We start from the raw sequence: 15,454 nt of genomic DNA on the forward strand, positions 1-15,454 counted from the left end.
CGTCTCTGTTGCGTGCCCGTTAGAGCGGACGCTCACGGAGTGGCTCATGCGCGCCATCAGGGTGCGCAGTGAGACACCCTCGGCCACCGGCTTCCGGCGAGCGTGATCGTGTTGAGGTCACTGTGCCGCGGTCTTCAGGGCCACGACCGTCCGTCGGGGTGCGTGATGGCCGGAAGTACACGAGGAGCGTTGGGCGGACGGGGTTCGGGCGCGGGCAGCGCCGGTGCAGGTCAGGGCCGTCCATGGCGGTGGGCGAGGCTGGTCGGCGATCACAATCGGTTGACGAAAAGTCGTTGTCTATAGTCTCCAGGATCGGCTAGTCATTACTATTAGGTCATGGATCAATCCCAGGCTGCTCAGCCCAAGACCTCCGGACTGGCGATCGCCGCTCTGGTCACCGGGCTGCTCGGCTGCCTCTCGGTCGTCGGGCTGGTGCTCGGCATCGTCGCACTCTTCCGGATCCGGCGTACGGGCGACAAAGGCCGGAACCTGGCCATCGGCGGCATCGTGGCCTTCGCCGCCTGGACGGTGCTCTTCGTAGTCTTGGCCTCCTTTGGCGTGTTGAGGTTTTCGGCGTATGTAGGACTCGACCGGCAACCTGAGTCGTCAGTGTCAGGCGCCGGGCCTCTCCCCTTCCGGGTGGGTCAATGCCTTGATCTCCGGGGAGAGGAGTTGAGATACGAAAGCGTGGTCCTGGCCTGCGACTCGCCACATGATGGCCAGATCGTGCACAGGTACGACGCGCCTCCCGGTCTCTATCCGGGGGACCAGGCGTTCAAGGCGCAGGCGTGGGACGAGTGCCAACGCGCGAAGGTGAAGATTCGCCTGCCGCTGCCGCCACCTCCTCCCCGCATCACGCTTTCGATGCGATACACGACGGAGGGTGCGTGGGCTGCCGGGTTCCGCCATGTGTTCTGCTACGTCAAGGCCACAGACGGCAAGCTCAACGGCTCCATTTTGAAAGAGTGAGGACGTGCCCTGAGCGGGGACGAGGCGTGCTGTAAAGCGTCGTGAGCCTAGGGCTTGGTCGCTTGGACGATTGCCGTGTGCAGCCGGATGTCCGCATTGCTGGTCGGTGTGATGGTGATGTCGGTGAATCCGGCCTGGTGCAGCAGTTGGTGGTACTCGGCGGCCGTGAGCGTGCCGTTGACGCATCCGACACGCTGTTCGGCGGCGAGGTGCCCCGTGCGGTCGGCTTCCGGGACCGCGTCGTCCGAGAGGACGTCGCTTATGCCTAGTCGGCCGCCGGGTCGCAGTACTCGGTGGGCCTCGCGGAGCACCCGCGACTTGTCGGTCGAGAGGTTGATGACGCAATTGGAGATGACGACGTCGATGGAGGCGTCGGGCAGCGGGATGTCCTCGATGTGGCCGTGCAGGAATCGGGCGTTGTCGGCTCCGGCCTGGGCGGCGTTGGCGCGGGCCAGGGTGAGCATGTCCTGGCTGGCGTCCAGGCCGTAGGCGATGCCGTCGGGGGCGACGCGGCGAGCTGAGATCAGTACGTCGATGCCGCCGCCCGAGCCCAGGTCAAGGACCGTGTCTCCCGGCCGCATGTCGGCGACGGCGGTGGGGTTGCCGCAGCCCAGGCTCGCCCGGACGGCCGCCTCTGGTAGCTGGTCGGTGTCGTCGTAGGCGGCGGCCCCGAAGCATGCGGTGTCGGGGCCGCAGTCGATGACGGGGAGGCCATCGGACGCAGCCCGCGCCAAGGCGCCATAGCGGTCCACGATCGCTGCACGGGTCTGCGGGTGAGGGGTGGCCATGGTGTGCTCCCTATGTTCATTTTCGTTCGGGGGGACCGCAGGTGGGCGGGGCGGGTGCGGGTTGTCCCATGACGACGTCCGCGGCGGTGGGGAAGCAGGCCACGCACTCCTGGTTGATCCGGTAGTAGCGCGCGGTGCCGCTCTGGTCGGCCAGGACGAACCGCACCTCGGCCAGCACTTTGAGGTGGGCCGACACGGTCGATTGGCCGACCTGGACGGCTTGGACGATCTCGCCCACGTTCATCGGCCGACCACGGCGGGCCAGCAGGGACACGATCTGGATCCGCGTCGGGTCGGCCAGCGCCTTGAACCAGGACGCGTACTCGGTCGCGGTCGGCCGGTCGAGCGGCCCGCTCTGCTCATCCATCGTTAATCGACGATAGACGATTAATCGTCCCGAATGGAAGACCCCCGCGGCGCAGGCTCGCACGAAGACCCGGCTAGGAGGCGTCGGGCGTCAGTTCGGCGAGCAGGGCCCGGACGCGGCGGTCGATCTCGTCGCGGATCGGTCGGACCTCGGCCACGGGACGTCCCGCAGGGTCAGGGAGCTGCCAGTCCAGGTAGCGCTTGCCGGGGAAGACCGGGCAGGCGTCCCCGCAGCCCATGGTGATGACGACGTCGGCGGCCTCGACCGTGTCGCCGGTCAGCGCCTTGGGATGCTCCTTGGTCAGGTCGAGCCCGAGTTCGGCCATCGCGTCCACCACGGCCGGGTTGATCGTGTCGGCGGGCGCGGAACCGGCCGAGCGCACCCGGACACGTCCGGCGGCATGGTGGTCCAGCAGCGCGGCGGCCATCTGGGAACGCCCGGCGTTGTGCACGCAGACGAACAGCACCTCGGGAACCCGGGGCTCGGCGGACACGGACATCACGACTCCTCTGCTGTGAGGCGGCGGCGCAGCGTCAGCGAGACGTAGACGAGGCCGACCAGGACGGGAACCTCGATGAGCGGCCCGACGACCCCGGCCAGCGCCTGCCCGGACGCCGCGCCGAAGGTCGCGATGGCGACGGCGATGGCGAGTTCGAAGTTGTTGCCCGCGGCGGTGAACGCCAGGGTCGCGGTGCGCGGGTAGCCGAGTCCGCTCGCGCGGCCCAGAGCGAAGGCCCCGGCCCACATGACGGCGAAGTACGCCAGCAGCGGCAACGCGATCCGGGCCACGTCGAGGGGCTTGGAGGTGATCGCCTCGCCCTGCAGGACGAACAGGACCACGATCGTGAACAGCAGGCCGTACAGGGCGACCGGGCCGATGCGCGGCAGGAACGTCCCCTCGTACCAGGCACGGCCCCGCGCTCGTTCGCCCAGGCGACGCGACAGATACCCGGCGGCCAGCGGGACGCCGAGGAAGACCAGCACGCTACGCGCGATGTCCCAGGCCGAGACGTCCAAGCGGGCCTGGTCAAGGCCGAGCCAGCCAGGCAGGACCTCCAGGTAGAACCAGCCCAGCCCGGCGAACGCCACGACCTGGAACAGCGAGTTGAGCGCGACCAGGACGGCGGCGGCCTCGCGGTCGCCGCACGCCAGGTCATTCCAGATGATCACCATGGCGATGCACCGGGCCAGGCCCACGATGATCAGCCCTGTCCGGTACTCCGGCAGGTCGGGGAGGAAGATCCAGGCGAGGGCGAACATGACCGCCGGTCCGACGACCCAGTTCGCCACCAGGGACGCCACGAGCAGCCGCCGATCTCCCGTGACGGCGTCCAGACGGTCATAGCGGACCTTGGCCAGGACCGGATACATCATGACCAGCAGTCCCAGCGCGATCGGCAGCGAGATCCCGTCGACCTTCACCGCCTCCAGGGCCGACCCGAGGCCGGGGACGGCGCGTCCGGCCGCCAGGCCCGCCACCATGGCCGCGCCGATCCACACCGGCAGGAAGCGGTCCAGCCGTGACAGCCTCGCCGTCACCGGGCCCGCGGCACCGGGTTCGGCGGGAGTCCCAGAGTGCAGATGGGGCTCAGCGCTGGTCACGAGGCGGTGGCGAGCCGTGGTCCGAGGACCGCCGAGAGCCGCTCCAGGACCTGTGGCTGGAGCCAGTAGTACACCCAGGTCCCGCGCCGCTCGGAGTCGATCAGCCCGGTCTGCTTGAGCACCTTCAGGTGGTGGGAGATCGTCGGGCCGGACAGGTCGAACGCCCCCGTCAGGTCGCACACGCACGCCTCGCCGCCCTCATGGCAGGCGATCAGCGACAGCAGCCGCAGCCGGACCGGGTCGCCCAGCGCCTTGAACAGCGGCGCCAGCCCCGCCGCCTCCTCCGCGTCGAGCGGCTCGCAGGCCAGCGGGACGCAGCACTCCGCGTCCCCCGAGGTGACCGGCGAGAGATCCAGCACCGGCAGACCTTGTTTCGACATGCCTCTAATTTGACATCCATCTAGGCAAGAGCGCAAACTCGGTGCTGCCGAACTGATTCGATGAACATCAAAACAGGAGGTCTCGATGTCTCGCGTCCAGCTCGCCCTGCGCGTGTCCGACCTGGAAGGCTCCATCGCCTTCTACAGCAAGCTGTTCGGGGCCGAGCCCGCCAAGCTGCGTCCCGGCTACGCCAACTTCGCCATCGCCGAGCCGCCGCTCAAGCTCGTCCTGATCGAGGGCGACGCCGACGAGCCCACCCGCATGGACCACCTGGGCGTGGAGGTCGAGGACACCGCCCAGGTCCACCAGGCCACACAGCGCCTCACTGACGCCGGCCTCGTGACCCTGACCGAAGACGACACCTCCTGCTGCTACGCCCTCCAGGACAAGGTGTGGGTGCATGGCCCCGGCCAGGAGCCGTGGGAGGTCTACGTGGTCAAGGGCGACGCCGACACCTTGGCCAAGGAGGAGAACTCCGCCTGCTGCGCCACCGGCCAGCAGACCGACGAGACCACCGAGGGCGAAAAGGTCACAGCGGGATCCACCTGCTGCTGATCACGGCCTTTGACGAACGGCATTCTGGGCGTTCTGGGAGCCGGGGATCAGGGACGCGTACACGATGATGTTGTCCTCGTAGTGCCCACGCTTGCGGTCGAAGCGGCCGCCGCAGGTGACGAGACGCAGCTCCGGCCCGCCTCCGTTCCCGTAGACGCTCTCGGTCGGGAACCTGTCCTTGGAGACGAGCTTGACGCCGTCGACGCGGAAGGCCGCTGCCATGCCGTCCTTTCGGACGACCTCGATCCGGCGTCCCTGGCGCAGCGCGCCCAGTTTGTAGAAGACACCCGGCTGCTTTTTGGAGTCGACATGGCCGACCAGGACGCTGCGGCCGTTCTCGCCCGGCGTCGGCCCGGCCCTGTACCAGCCGACCTCGTCGACGCGGCTCAGCGACGGCACGCCGAGCGCCCCGTCCGGCTGGACGTCGACCGGCGCGACCGGTGCGTCGACCTTGATGGACGGAATCCTGATCCGTTTCGGGACGGACGCGGGAAGCGCCCGCTCCGGGTTCGGGGCCGGGTCCTCGGGCATGTCCGCGACCGATGCGGGCGGCCGCGGTGGCGTGTCCGGGCCGATCAGCCGGAACCCGACGACGCACAGGGCGACGCCCGTCGAGATGATAACGGCGGCCAGCCAGTACAGCAGAGTCGCCGATCGCCCGCTCCGCTCCGCTTCGCTCATGGGCTCACCCGAGACCCTTCGTATCGCAGCGGACTCGCCACCCAGTGCGACGCGGCGCCAGATCGTTCTCGGCCCCCGCCACCGCGATCACCGTGCCGGGGTACGTTCTCAGCTTCATTCTCTCCACCAAATGGACCTCTTCGAGCCCGGCAGCGCCATGGAATTCTCCCGTTCGGCGCAAACGATGCTCTTCGCCAATGGCCCGACAATTCAAATGCGGCGGAACGCCGGAAGGGAACGACGGCCGGTCGCCACCCCGGGTGGCCGGCCGACCGCCGAATGGAGCGCTCCATCCCTCAGGCGACGTTCCTCACCTGGCGGCGCCGCGCGGAGACCGCGACACCCGCGCCGAGGACGAGCGCGCCGATGCCGGCGCCGGCCAGCATCGGGTTCGCCGCCGCGGAGGTGCCGCCGCCACCGGCGGAGACGCCGCCGACGGGCTTGATCCGCTTCAGGAACTTCGCGAAGACCCAGCCATGGCGCTGGCTCACCGGCACGTCCCCGCGCAGCTCGACCCAGCCGTCGTGGCTCGTCTTGCAGTCCGCCAGGACGCGCTTGCCGAACTTCAGCGGCGGCGGAATCTCCTTGCCTCGCGGCGTCTCGTGGACCTTGAGCCCGTGCCGCGCGATGACCTCGTAACGGCAGATGCCGTCGTCGGCGAGCCTCGTCGGCGGTGCGGTGGTGGTCGCCGCCAGGGCGGTGGCACCGCCGCTCAGCATGGTCAGGCCGCTCGCCACCCCGGCCACCGCGACCGCCATGCCGGTGCGCGCACTACTCCTCATTCTTTCTCCCTCGAACAAGTGATTCTGGCGTTCTGCCGGAGGTGTCCGGCATCGCTCTTCTTGATCACGTTGCCCGGCGGGATGAGGTACATGTCACCCTGGTCGCAAACACTGGGAATAGTGATCGGCGGGGCATCGCGATGGCCCGGCCGGTCGAATCCAGGATTGGTAAAGCTGATCATTTACGGCAATGGCGACATCTTTGGCATCGATTGTGGCCGCCTGCCGGGGAGGGCAGGCGGCCACGGTTGCGGGCTCAGCGGGTCAGTTCTTGACCGTCACCCACTGGTGCCGGTAGTTCTGCCGGTCGCCGTCCGGGTCGTAGTGCCGCTCGACGTTGCCGGCTATGTCGACCGTGAACCACTTGACCTCGGTGTTCTTGTCCACCTTGAGCTTCTCCGGGCCTTCGCGCACGCCCGCCGCCTTGAGTTTCGGCGACTTGAGCGTCGGGCGGCTGCCGTCGAGCGTGTAGTAGACCGTGGCGGGCTCGCTCGTCGTGAACGTGAAGGTCGTGGACCCCGGCTGGCGGCTGTCGATCAGCAGGTTCGACCTCGGCGGGGTCTTGTCGGAGCCGTAGGCGCGGGCGACCTCCAGGATTCCGATCTGCCCGCTGGAGAATTCCATCGCCTCCTCGTGGCCCTCCGAGAACGGCGGCTGGAAGCCCACCGGGTCGAACCGCTTGGTCGCCTGGTTCCAGATGTCCGCGCCGACCTCGAAGTCCCAGCCGATGATGCCGCGGTTGTACCAGTGCTCGTCCGCGCTGTTGCCCGCCGCGGAGTACAGCACGTCCGGCACCGGGCCGGTGCGTCCCGGCCAGATGGCCGTGCCGCGCCGGCTCTGCACCGAGTTCAGGATGTGGTCGGACGCCGCCCAGAAGAAGGTCTCGGTCCCGAGGTCCACCCTGGGCAGCAGTTCGCGGCCCGGGACCTTGTACGCACCCGGCGGCCACATGAAGTACCCGCCGTAGGAGTGCGTGTTCATCGCGAACCTGATGTTCGGGAACCGGTGCGTCAGCCACACCTCGTTCTTGGCCTCGGGCTCCGACAGCTCGGCGGGCCCGGCGAAGACGTCGCTGCGGCAGGACGACGACGCGCCGCTGTACCCGTCGAACAACGACCCGACCGAGAAGTTGCGGTTGAGGTCGACGCCCCACGAGTTGCGGTACCCCGGGTCGGACTCCGTCGGACCGCAGTGGTTCGTCATGTTCCTGCGCTGCATGTTGAAGTCGTACATGCTGTAGTGCGCGCCGTCGGGGTTCACCGACGGGAGGACGAAGATGTCGAGGTCATTGACGATCTTGCGCGTCGCCGGGTCGAGCCGGTAGTTGCGCAGCAGCCGCTCGGCGGTTTCCACGCAGGTCAGCGGCGTCACCCATTCGCGGGCGTGTTCCTGGCAGTACAGGAACACGCCCGGCTTCGAGCCGTCCCGCTTGCCTCCGATGCGCAGTGCCCGCATCTGGAAGGGCTTGCGCGACACCGACGCCGGGGCCTTCAGACCGTCCGTGAGTTTCGTCGCGGCGCTTTCGGCCACCACACCGGAACCGGCGTCCCCGCGGTAGGTGGCCGCGCTCAGCAGCGTGCCGGCGTCGGCGTTCAGCGCGTCCACGACCTGCTTGGCCGTGCTGGTCGCCGCACCGTCGGCGTCCGTCGCGAGGGTGACGGTGACGTTCTTGCCGTCGACCGACACCGCCAGCGGGGCGGACGGCCGGTCAGCCTTTTGCAGCGCCACCGCGATGTCGTTGCCGCCGTCCGACCCGTACGCCTTCGAGGTCACGTAGAAGGTGCTCGCCGGGACGGTCCCGAACTGGGCCTGAGCGTTCCGGCGGTATCCGTTCGTCTTGTTCGGCAGGTCGACGATCTCGGCGAGCTTGGGGAACTGCCTGGCGAGCCCGTTGATCCGGCCGTAGACCTCGGTCGGGTCCATGTAATGGTCGACGAAGTCGCTGACGTAGTGCTTGCCCGGAGCCTTCCGCGGCTTGCCCAGCCATTCCTTGACCGGAACGGTGAGGCTGCCGCCCGAGCTGCTGGTGATCGTGGCCTCCGTCGGCGCGGAGTCGATCGCGAGCGGGGAGGTGAACCGGTGGTACATGTACTGGCCGGCGTCGGTGAAGCGCGACATCGTCGCGGTGCCGCCGGAGCCCGGTTCGGTGTCCTTGCCGCTGTTCCACGCCGCCGTGAGGATGTTCGTGGCGTCCGGGGCGCTCGTCTTCACCTCGATCGACAGGAACCGCTGCCCCTCCAGGCTGGTGAACCATTCGGCGCGCAGCGGGGTCAGGGTGTCGGCCGCCTGCCCGTCCTGCGCGAGCGAGCGGAGCGTCCTCTCGCGCTCCTGCCGGAGCTTGGTCACGTCCTGCTGGTCGGAGATGGCGTCGCGGACGTCGAAGCCCTTGCTCCTCAGCTCCTTCGTCTCCGCCGGGCTGAGGACGGCGTGCACCTCGATTCCTCCGTCCACGGGACGGGTGTACTCGGCGAGGTCCACGCCGAGGTCGTTCAGCCGGTCGACGGCCTGTTGGTCCGGGACGATGACGCGCATGAGCGCGACGCCGTTCTGCTCACTGCTGGATCCACGGTCGGGGGACACACCGCCGTTCGGTGTCGCGCCCTGAGCCAGTGCGGGTAGCGGGCTCAGGACGAGCGCGGCGGACAGGACGAGCCACGGTGCTCGCCGCCCCACCTTCCCCGGCTTGCGAGAACTCCTCATGAGAGGTCCCTTCGGTCGGAGCGTGATGCGCCAGACCAGCGGCCGGACGCCCCCCGGGGATCACGCAAGAGGCAAGATCGTTCTAAGCGCTGCCGACCAGGAAAACAAGACTTGACACCACCGCCCCCACACGGGCGTCCGCGCCCCCGCAGGTCAGCGACCGCGAACTCAAACCGGTCGGCACCCTGTGCGCTTATGGGAGGCGACCGAGCAGAGAGTCATTGTGAGTGTGCGCCCGAACTGGTTCAAGCGCTACCTCAATGGTGAGCTTCGGAAACGGATGATCTAGCATGTACCGTCCACCTGCTTGCTTCAAGCGAACCGACGCCGAGCGGCGGGATCAACTCCTCTCCTGGGACCGGGACGACTTGGCGTTCTTCGCTTCCGGCGCCTGCCACATCCTCGCCTACGCGTTCATGGACACCTATCCGGACGCTGGGTTTCAGCCTGTCGGGCTCTGGTCACGCGAGGCGAAAGACCCCGGCCATCTCTACGTCACGAACGGTACGTGGGCCTTCGATCACGATGGATGGACCCTGGAGTCGGAACTTCTTCGGGTCACGCGCGAGGCCGCTCCTGTGAACGACTTCCAGCCGCGTCCGATCCTCATGGATCTAGACACGTTCTGCCTGCGCCATTACCACCGGCCTCGCGAACTCTTCGCGTTCGACCCCTGGGAACGAGCCCTCCGATACATAGCCGAATTTCCTGCTCCGGCTGCTGGCGCGGGTGCTCCGATCTGAAAGGCCCACCGCCTCCTACAGCAAGCTGTTCGGCGCCGGGCCTGCCAAGTTGCGCCCCGGCTACGCCAACTCCGCCATCGCCGAGCCGCCCCTCTGCCGACTTGACGGACCGGGGAGCCTCCTGGCTTCAGCGGGCGAGGAGACCGCTTGGCTGGCTTCATTCCAGACTCACGATCGCTTGACGATCGGTGCGTCCGGTAGATGACAGGGGGGCGAGGGTGGTGGGCGATCAGTGTTAGCGCGACTGTGGTGATGGGCACTGGGCGGGGAGTGTGACTCTTCCCGGGGTGTGCTTGAACGTGCTCATCTTGAACCATTCGTCGAGCTCAGGGTCGTAAAGATTTTGGATGCCGAATTGGAGCACCTGCCAGAAGGTCGTTGGATCCCTTTGATCGACGTAGATGTCGCCGAGCGCTACCGGGAACCGGAGGAACTTCCCCGGAGGCAGTTGCGGGACGACCACGCCGACCCTCCAGTGGTTGACCTGGCGTTGCGGATTCAGATGCAGGGTCTCCCGTCCGACGAAGCGCGCCGTCCTGAGCTTCTGGTTCAGAGTGTCCAGGTTGACCCCTGGTATTCGCGAGCATTCGTGGTCGTTAAGGCCGGGCCATTTATAGGTCAGCGTGTAGAACGAATTCCGATAGATGAGGTTCGTGAACCAGATCGGGTAGCGCGGACCTCCCGCGACCATCTGGCTGTCGCCGTCTCTCCCCGTCCAGGTGAACGGCACCGTTACGCCCAGATCCCGGACGATGTATCTACCGGTTCCATGAAAGTCACGCGGTAGCTGGGGCGGTCGTGGAGTAGGCCCGCCGGACACTCCCGCGGCAGCGAAGGCGACCGCAGGAGGCATGGTGAAGGCGGTGGCTGTTGCGGCGAGCGCTCCCGCCATGACCACCCGTCGGGTGCGTGTCCGACTCATGTTCCCCCTCGGCTACCGCGCCGCCCGCCGCCAAGGCGCGGCATCCGAACGCAGCGATGCTCCTGCACCGTCCCCGCGCCGAAGAGAGAAAAAGCCACACGCAGGTCACGGTTCGCCCTTGTCCCAGCGAGGGCCCGCGTCCCACCACACTGAGGGCCGCGCGTGATCGCCAGCGCGGGTGTGTCTTCAAGTCGCCCAGCGCCACAGGCGTACGTCGAGACCGACCTTGAGCGGTGCCCCGGCGGCAGGACGGTTGCGGCAGATACAACGAAATCGTATAGTACGAAAACATGAAGTCCGAATCCGTTGCATCTGAGTGGTCGGCTTTGCTCGCCTTGCAGCGGGCCACGCACGCCACACTGCAAGTGCTCTCCGCTGAGCTCGTCGACCTGGACCTGACCAGCTCCGAGATCAACGCGCTGGCGAATCTGGGTGACGGCCGAGGCCGGACGGTGTCCGAGCTCGGCGCGGCCGTGGGAACCCGTCCCACCACGCTCACCAGCGTGCTGGACCGCCTGGAACGACGGGGCCACATCACCCGCGGCGCTCGCCCTGGAGACCGCCGCGCGGTGCTCATCGAACTCACCCCGTCCGGACGGCTGGCCGCCGCCACGATCCGGCAGGCCATCGCCGACGTGGAGCACCGCGCGCTCGACGGTTTGCCGAGCGACGCGATCGCCCACCTGCGTACCGCGCTGGAAGCCTTGACGGAGGTTCGGTCATGACCGCGCGTCCCTCCGGGGAACGCTTCGTCGGTGCACCAGACTTCGATGCGTTGATGGCCGAGGCGATGGCGACCGCCGAGCGGTTCGGCCACCGCGAGCATGTGCATCTGACGTGGCTGGCCGTGCGACGGGTCGGAGTGCCCGCGGCTGTCGGCCTGGTCAGCGACGGCATTCAACGCACCGCCCGCTATGCGAAAGTGCCCCAGAAGTACCACGCGACCATGAGCCGAGCCTGGGTCGAACTCGTCGGACATCACGCGGCCGAACACGACGAAGACGCCTTCGCCGCATTCGTCAACCGGAATCCCGCCTTGCTCGACAAGCGTCTTCTGACCCGCTTCTACCGTCCGGCGACCCTGGCCTCTTCACCGGCCAGAACCGGCTGGATCGAACCCGACCTCGCCCCATTTCCGTGGCAGCGCACAGACCACCACTAGCGACGTCCCTGGTGGGATTGGAAGGGGTGGGCCGGTTTCGCCGAGGGCGGCTTTTTGGTTGGGGCCTTGGGGTGGTGGGAGAGCGCCCGGGCCAGAGGGTGAGCCTCTGGCCCGGGGCTGATCGTGAGTGGAACGTCGGTGGGGGTGCGGTCAGGTTGTGGCTTCTTGGGGTTTCCTGGTGCGGTCGAACAGGAGGCCGTCGACGGAGAAGCGGCCTGCGCCGGCGAGGGCCAGCAGGAGCGCGCTTGCGCCGAGGACGAGGACCAGTTCGTAGCCGTTCTCGGTGACGAAGACGCCGTTGCCCTTGTGGACGAACCAGAAGGCGCCCGCCATGTCGGCGGCGAGTAGCAGGCCCGCCAGCGGGACGGCGACTCCGGCGATGAGGGCGAGGCCGCCGATGAGCTCGACCCAGGTGGAGTAGTAGGCGGCGAGGGACGGCGCCGGGATGTCCATGCCCTTGAACATCTTGGTGACGCCGCCGTGGCCCATGTCGTCGAACTTCTGCCAGCCGTGCGCGACGAAGACGACGCCGACTGCGACGCGGCCGATGAGCAGGGCGACGTCGGAGAGGTAGGGGATCCGGTTCGCGGGGGTCATGCTCCCTCCCAGGGGGTTGTTCAAATCTGAACTATCGGGGGAGGTTAACACGGGACAAGTTGCGTGAGAGCCCCAAGTGACTCACGTTCTGATACCGGTGTCGGCCTGGGACTGAGTGGATCGTCTGTCCGCATGGCCTGGTTGGGAGCGGCAGGGGGCGGACGTGCCGTGACCGAGATGCTCGATCGTAGCCAGCGGGTCGGTCGGTGACGTCGGGCCGCGAGCGTGGTCTCGTGGGCCGGTGAGTTCGGGGTCTCTTGATCCTGGTGAGTCGTGGGCGTCCTGGCTTCGCGATCAGTAGGGTCGGGCAGGTGGCAGGTAACGATGTTCGGGCTCGTCCGAAGCGGCTTAAAGAACCTGTGGCGCCTAAGATCCCCAGTTCATTGGAGGAGGTCGGCGGTTCGGGTGCCGAGTTGGCGCATGATGGCGTTTATCTGTCCACGCGGTTCTGCGACGTAGATCTGTCCGCGCAGGATGTCGAGGACGTGGAGTTCGAGCGCTGCCGCTTTCAGGACACGCGGTTCTCCGGGACGATGATGCGCCGCGCCGGTTTCGCCGATGTCGAGTTCACGTCGTGTGACCTGGCCAATCTCAGGCTCGTCGACTCCCGGATCTTCAACGCGGTCGTCCAGGGGAGCCGCCTGACCGGGACCTCGATGAGCGGGTGCGGGCTCCGGGACGTCCTGTTCGTCAATTGCCGCGCCGACCTTTCGTCCTTTCGGTTCGGTCGGTTCAAGAGCGTCGTCTTTCGCGACTGCAACCTGACCGACGCGAACTTCCAGGGTGCGGAGCTCGGCGGCGTCCGGTTCGAGCGTTGCAAGCTGACCGGTGCGCAGTTCAGCGGCGCCAACATGAAGGGCGCCCGGCTTTCTGAGTGCGACCTCTACGGGGTCAATGGCATTCAGAGTTTCGAGGGTGCGACAGTGCCTGCCGCTGACGCTCAGGCGCTGCTGTTCGCCCTCGCGGCGGCCATGGGGATCACTATCGAGGATTAGACGCCGGGCGAGCCGACTCGATGGAGGGTTCCGTCCGGGTCGACGTAGGCGAATTCTCGCAGGCCGTACGGGGTGCCGGTTGGTTCGCCGAGGCGGCCGGGGACGTCTGCGTTCGTCCATTGGGCGTGGACGGCGTCGGCGTCCGAAACGTAGAGGTAGATGGCGGCGCCGGTTCGGGCGGGATCGTGCTCGTCCCACTGGGTGAGGTGCAAGGAGACGGGGCCCCAGTCGGCGAATCCGTAGCGGTGGTCTTCGTCGGCCTGGCGCACGGAGAAGCCGAGGGCGCGGTAACGGTCTAGAGCGGCCTTCAGGTCACGGACCGGGATTACCGGTGCCACGTCCAGCATGCGTACCTGAGTGTTCATCGTCTGCTCCTGCGGCCTCGTCCAGCGGTTATAGGTGAGGTTATGCCGGGGCCGTCGAAGTCGGGATCGGGAAGGGAATGGCCCAGGCCAGAGATTGTCTCTGGCCTGGGCTTGAGTCGCTCCGGGGCGTCTCGGTCAGGTCGTCGTCCGCCAGGACTGGCCTCTGCCTCCATTGCAGCCGAAGTTCACCACGGCCGCTCCGGCGGCGAAGTTGTTCGCCAGGACGCTGAGGCACTTGCCGTTGAGGCCGCTGATCAGCGTGTCCCCGCTGAACCGCCACAACTGCGGGTTTCCCGGATGGCAGTCGTAGGTGTTGGTGGCGGCGCCGTCGCCTGGGCTGAGGCCGGGGCCGACGCCGGGGCCGAGGCCGGGGCCGGGGCCGCTGAGGCGGACGTCGCGGCGCCCGTCCCGCCGAGCATGGTGATTGTCGGCATCAGCACCAGCATCACGAATTTGCGCATCTTGCTCTCCGATCCGATCTGGGCTCGTCCGCGGGGTGGTGAGCCGTCCTGCCACAAACGGTCGCCGGACGGCGGGCGCGGGAGTATCCCCAGGTCTCGGGGGTTGCCGGTGCCTTCCCGAAGGGCCCCAGCTCACGAATGCGACAATCTGTGCTCGTCTAAATGCGTTGCGTGGCGGATAATGGAAGGGTGAGCAGGGGTGAGCGCTCGTCCATCGAGGCTGCCTCGGACGTCGGGACCACCGTCGAACTGGGCGCGGTGATCTCGCATTGGGTGGGACGAGTGGTCCCCCACGAGGGGTACATGCTCGCCGGGGTGGACCCGGTCACCGGCGTGGGATGTTTCCTCGCGAGGGAGGACGGCTACAGCCAGGCGGCCGCGCGGCGGCTGATCGTGGGGGACCGCATCGACGGCGACCACCCGTATCCCTTTGAGCGGAGGACCAGGCAATCCCGGGTGGGCGTCTTCAACACGGACGCTCCGGGGCTGCGCCGCAACGAGGCGATGCGCGACGTCATGCTCGATCAGGGTGTCGGCAGCGAGCTGCGCATCGCGTTGGCCCACGCGGGGACGATGTGGGGCGGGCTGGTGCTGCTCCGTCCGAGGGGAGCCCGGCCGTTCTCGGTGGACGAGTCCGTCCAGGCCCAGCGGCTCGCCCGGGACGTCGTCGCCGCGATGCGACGCTACGCGGCGGGCGCGCCGCCGGAGCCCAGGGGACTCGACCTCCCGCCGGGCGTGCTGGTCATCGGAACCGGAGCCGGAGCCATAGCCGCCGAGACGGTCGTGGCGGCGACGCCGTCCGCGCGCGGATGGCTCGACGAGCTGGGGGCGCTGCCCGCCGACGCGCCCACGGCGCCGAATCCGCCGGTGGAGAGCATCGTCTGGATCCTCACCCAGACGGTGCGCACCACGGACAAGCCGGCGATGACCCGCGTCCCCACCAGGCGCGGGTGGATCGTCCTGCACGCTCAACCCCTGATCGGCGGGACGGAGGTGGCGGTGACGATCCAGCCCGCCGTCGGCACCGATCTGCTCCCGGCGATGGCGTTCTGGCACGGCCTCACGCCCAAGGAGCGCGCGGTCGTCGAGCAGGTCCTCGACGGGCTGGCCGCCAAGCAGATCGCGCGTCGGCTGGAGATGTCGCCGCACACCCTCAACGACCATTTCAAATCGATTTACCGCAAGCTCGGTGTGTCCGCGCGCGAGGAGCTCATCGCCAGACTCATCAGATGATGACGCGCGCGCATATCTGCGCACACCTCTGCGCAGACCTCCGCGTCCGCCCCGCACGGCTTCGGCGTCCGAAATAATGGTGGTTCGGATGACTCAGGGTGGTGAGCGGTGAGCTGGCCGAGCGTGCCCGGTGACGCGCCTCCATGGTGTG

Annotated in this window: 19 protein-coding genes; 7 read left to right on the plus strand and 12 right to left on the minus strand. The window is 67.9% G+C overall.

What is annotated here, in order from left to right:
* Positions 1-336: 336 nt before the first annotated feature.
* Positions 337-969, plus strand: coding sequence for a DUF4190 domain-containing protein (locus FXF68_RS22820; RefSeq protein WP_148762476.1), 633 nt, complete (start codon positions 337-339; stop codon positions 967-969).
* A 47-nt stretch (positions 970-1,016) separates the two neighbouring features.
* Here FXF68_RS22820 and FXF68_RS22825 read toward each other — a convergent pair whose 3' ends face one another.
* The 5 genes from FXF68_RS22825 to FXF68_RS22845 all read right to left on the minus strand — a co-directional run bounded on the left by FXF68_RS22825 (position 1,017) and on the right by FXF68_RS22845 (position 4,106).
* Positions 1,017-1,757 carry a methyltransferase domain-containing protein gene (locus FXF68_RS22825; protein ID WP_148762478.1) on the minus strand — a complete coding sequence of 247 codons (741 nt, stop codon included), beginning with the start codon at positions 1,755-1,757 and terminating at the stop codon, positions 1,017-1,019.
* A 16-nt stretch (positions 1,758-1,773) separates the two neighbouring features.
* The gene (locus tag FXF68_RS22830; protein WP_148762480.1) at positions 1,774-2,124 is read right to left on the minus strand and encodes an ArsR/SmtB family transcription factor; all 351 of its coding nucleotides are present in this window, start codon (positions 2,122-2,124) and stop codon (positions 1,774-1,776) included.
* A gap of 73 nt (positions 2,125-2,197) precedes the next feature.
* Positions 2,198-2,623, minus strand: coding sequence for an arsenate reductase ArsC (locus tag FXF68_RS22835; protein WP_148762482.1), 426 nt, complete (start codon positions 2,621-2,623; stop codon positions 2,198-2,200).
* Positions 2,623-3,663, minus strand: coding sequence for an ACR3 family arsenite efflux transporter (arsB, locus tag FXF68_RS22840; protein WP_187438054.1), 1,041 nt, complete (start codon positions 3,661-3,663; stop codon positions 2,623-2,625). Before arsB ends, FXF68_RS22835 begins: the two co-directional genes overlap by 1 nt.
* Before the next feature lie 59 nt (positions 3,664-3,722).
* Entirely contained in the window at positions 3,723-4,106 is a 384-nt protein-coding gene (locus FXF68_RS22845) for an ArsR/SmtB family transcription factor (protein ID WP_148762484.1), read from the minus strand.
* An 85-nt stretch (positions 4,107-4,191) separates the two neighbouring features.
* Between FXF68_RS22845 and FXF68_RS22850 the strand changes: the two genes are divergently transcribed.
* Complete coding sequence (locus FXF68_RS22850; protein WP_148762486.1) at positions 4,192-4,662, plus strand: ArsI/CadI family heavy metal resistance metalloenzyme; 471 nt, start codon at positions 4,192-4,194, stop codon at positions 4,660-4,662.
* On the opposite strand, the gene FXF68_RS22855 is transcribed toward FXF68_RS22850, so the two are convergent.
* The 3 genes from FXF68_RS22855 to FXF68_RS22865 form a co-directional block, all read right to left on the minus strand.
* Positions 4,663-5,343 (minus strand): class F sortase, encoded by a 681-nt coding sequence (locus tag FXF68_RS22855; protein WP_148762488.1) that lies wholly within the window; start codon positions 5,341-5,343, stop codon positions 4,663-4,665.
* 296 nt (positions 5,344-5,639) lie between these two features.
* On the minus strand, positions 5,640-6,125 hold the full coding sequence (locus FXF68_RS22860) for a hypothetical protein (RefSeq protein WP_148762490.1): 486 nt from the start codon (positions 6,123-6,125) through the stop codon (positions 5,640-5,642).
* A gap of 264 nt (positions 6,126-6,389) precedes the next feature.
* A complete protein-coding gene (locus tag FXF68_RS22865) occupies positions 6,390-8,825 on the minus strand; it encodes a M14 family zinc carboxypeptidase (protein ID WP_148762492.1) in 2,436 nt (811 codons plus the stop codon).
* Between the two features lie 290 nt (positions 8,826-9,115).
* Between FXF68_RS22865 and FXF68_RS22870 the strand changes: the two genes are divergently transcribed.
* The gene (locus FXF68_RS22870; RefSeq protein ID WP_148762494.1) at positions 9,116-9,568 is read left to right on the plus strand and encodes a hypothetical protein; all 453 of its coding nucleotides are present in this window, start codon (positions 9,116-9,118) and stop codon (positions 9,566-9,568) included.
* Between the two features lie 235 nt (positions 9,569-9,803).
* Here FXF68_RS22870 and FXF68_RS22880 read toward each other — a convergent pair whose 3' ends face one another.
* Positions 9,804-10,298: a hypothetical protein gene (locus tag FXF68_RS22880; RefSeq protein WP_148762496.1), complete on the minus strand. Its 495-nt coding sequence runs from the start codon at positions 10,296-10,298 to the stop codon at positions 9,804-9,806.
* A 482-nt stretch (positions 10,299-10,780) separates the two neighbouring features.
* On the opposite strand from FXF68_RS22880, the gene FXF68_RS22885 reads away from it, so the two are divergent.
* Both FXF68_RS22885 and FXF68_RS22890 read left to right on the plus strand, forming a co-directional pair.
* Positions 10,781-11,215: a MarR family winged helix-turn-helix transcriptional regulator gene (locus FXF68_RS22885; RefSeq protein ID WP_148762498.1), complete on the plus strand. Its 435-nt coding sequence runs from the start codon at positions 10,781-10,783 to the stop codon at positions 11,213-11,215.
* Positions 11,212-11,652 carry a hypothetical protein gene (locus tag FXF68_RS22890; protein ID WP_222870042.1) on the plus strand — a complete coding sequence of 147 codons (441 nt, stop codon included), beginning with the start codon at positions 11,212-11,214 and terminating at the stop codon, positions 11,650-11,652. The genes FXF68_RS22885 and FXF68_RS22890 overlap by 4 nt, the downstream gene beginning before the upstream one ends.
* A gap of 150 nt (positions 11,653-11,802) precedes the next feature.
* On the opposite strand, the gene FXF68_RS22895 is transcribed toward FXF68_RS22890, so the two are convergent.
* Positions 11,803-12,249, minus strand: coding sequence for a DoxX family protein (locus FXF68_RS22895; protein ID WP_187438055.1), 447 nt, complete (start codon positions 12,247-12,249; stop codon positions 11,803-11,805).
* Positions 12,250-12,560: 311 nt separating this feature from the next.
* Here FXF68_RS22895 and FXF68_RS22900 point away from each other — a divergent pair, with 311 nt between their 5' ends.
* The gene (locus FXF68_RS22900; RefSeq protein WP_148762500.1) at positions 12,561-13,244 is read left to right on the plus strand and encodes a pentapeptide repeat-containing protein; all 684 of its coding nucleotides are present in this window, start codon (positions 12,561-12,563) and stop codon (positions 13,242-13,244) included.
* Here the strand turns inward: FXF68_RS22900 and FXF68_RS22905 are convergent.
* Together FXF68_RS22905 and FXF68_RS22910 are read right to left on the minus strand one after the other, a co-directional pair.
* The gene (locus FXF68_RS22905) at positions 13,241-13,609 is read right to left on the minus strand and encodes a bleomycin resistance protein (protein ID WP_148762502.1); all 369 of its coding nucleotides are present in this window, start codon (positions 13,607-13,609) and stop codon (positions 13,241-13,243) included. The genes FXF68_RS22900 and FXF68_RS22905 overlap by 4 nt on opposite strands.
* Positions 13,610-13,744: 135 nt before the next feature.
* Positions 13,745-14,125 (minus strand): RICIN domain-containing protein, encoded by a 381-nt coding sequence (locus FXF68_RS22910; protein WP_187438056.1) that lies wholly within the window; start codon positions 14,123-14,125, stop codon positions 13,745-13,747.
* Between the two features lie 134 nt (positions 14,126-14,259).
* Between FXF68_RS22910 and FXF68_RS22915 the strand changes: the two genes are divergently transcribed.
* Complete coding sequence (locus tag FXF68_RS22915) at positions 14,260-15,303, plus strand: helix-turn-helix transcriptional regulator (RefSeq protein ID WP_148762506.1); 1,044 nt, start codon at positions 14,260-14,262, stop codon at positions 15,301-15,303.
* Positions 15,304-15,454: the final 151 nt, after the last annotated feature.

The organism is Actinomadura decatromicini (assembly GCF_008121305.1).
Taxonomy (GTDB): domain Bacteria; phylum Actinomycetota; class Actinomycetes; order Streptosporangiales; family Streptosporangiaceae; genus Spirillospora; species Spirillospora syzygii.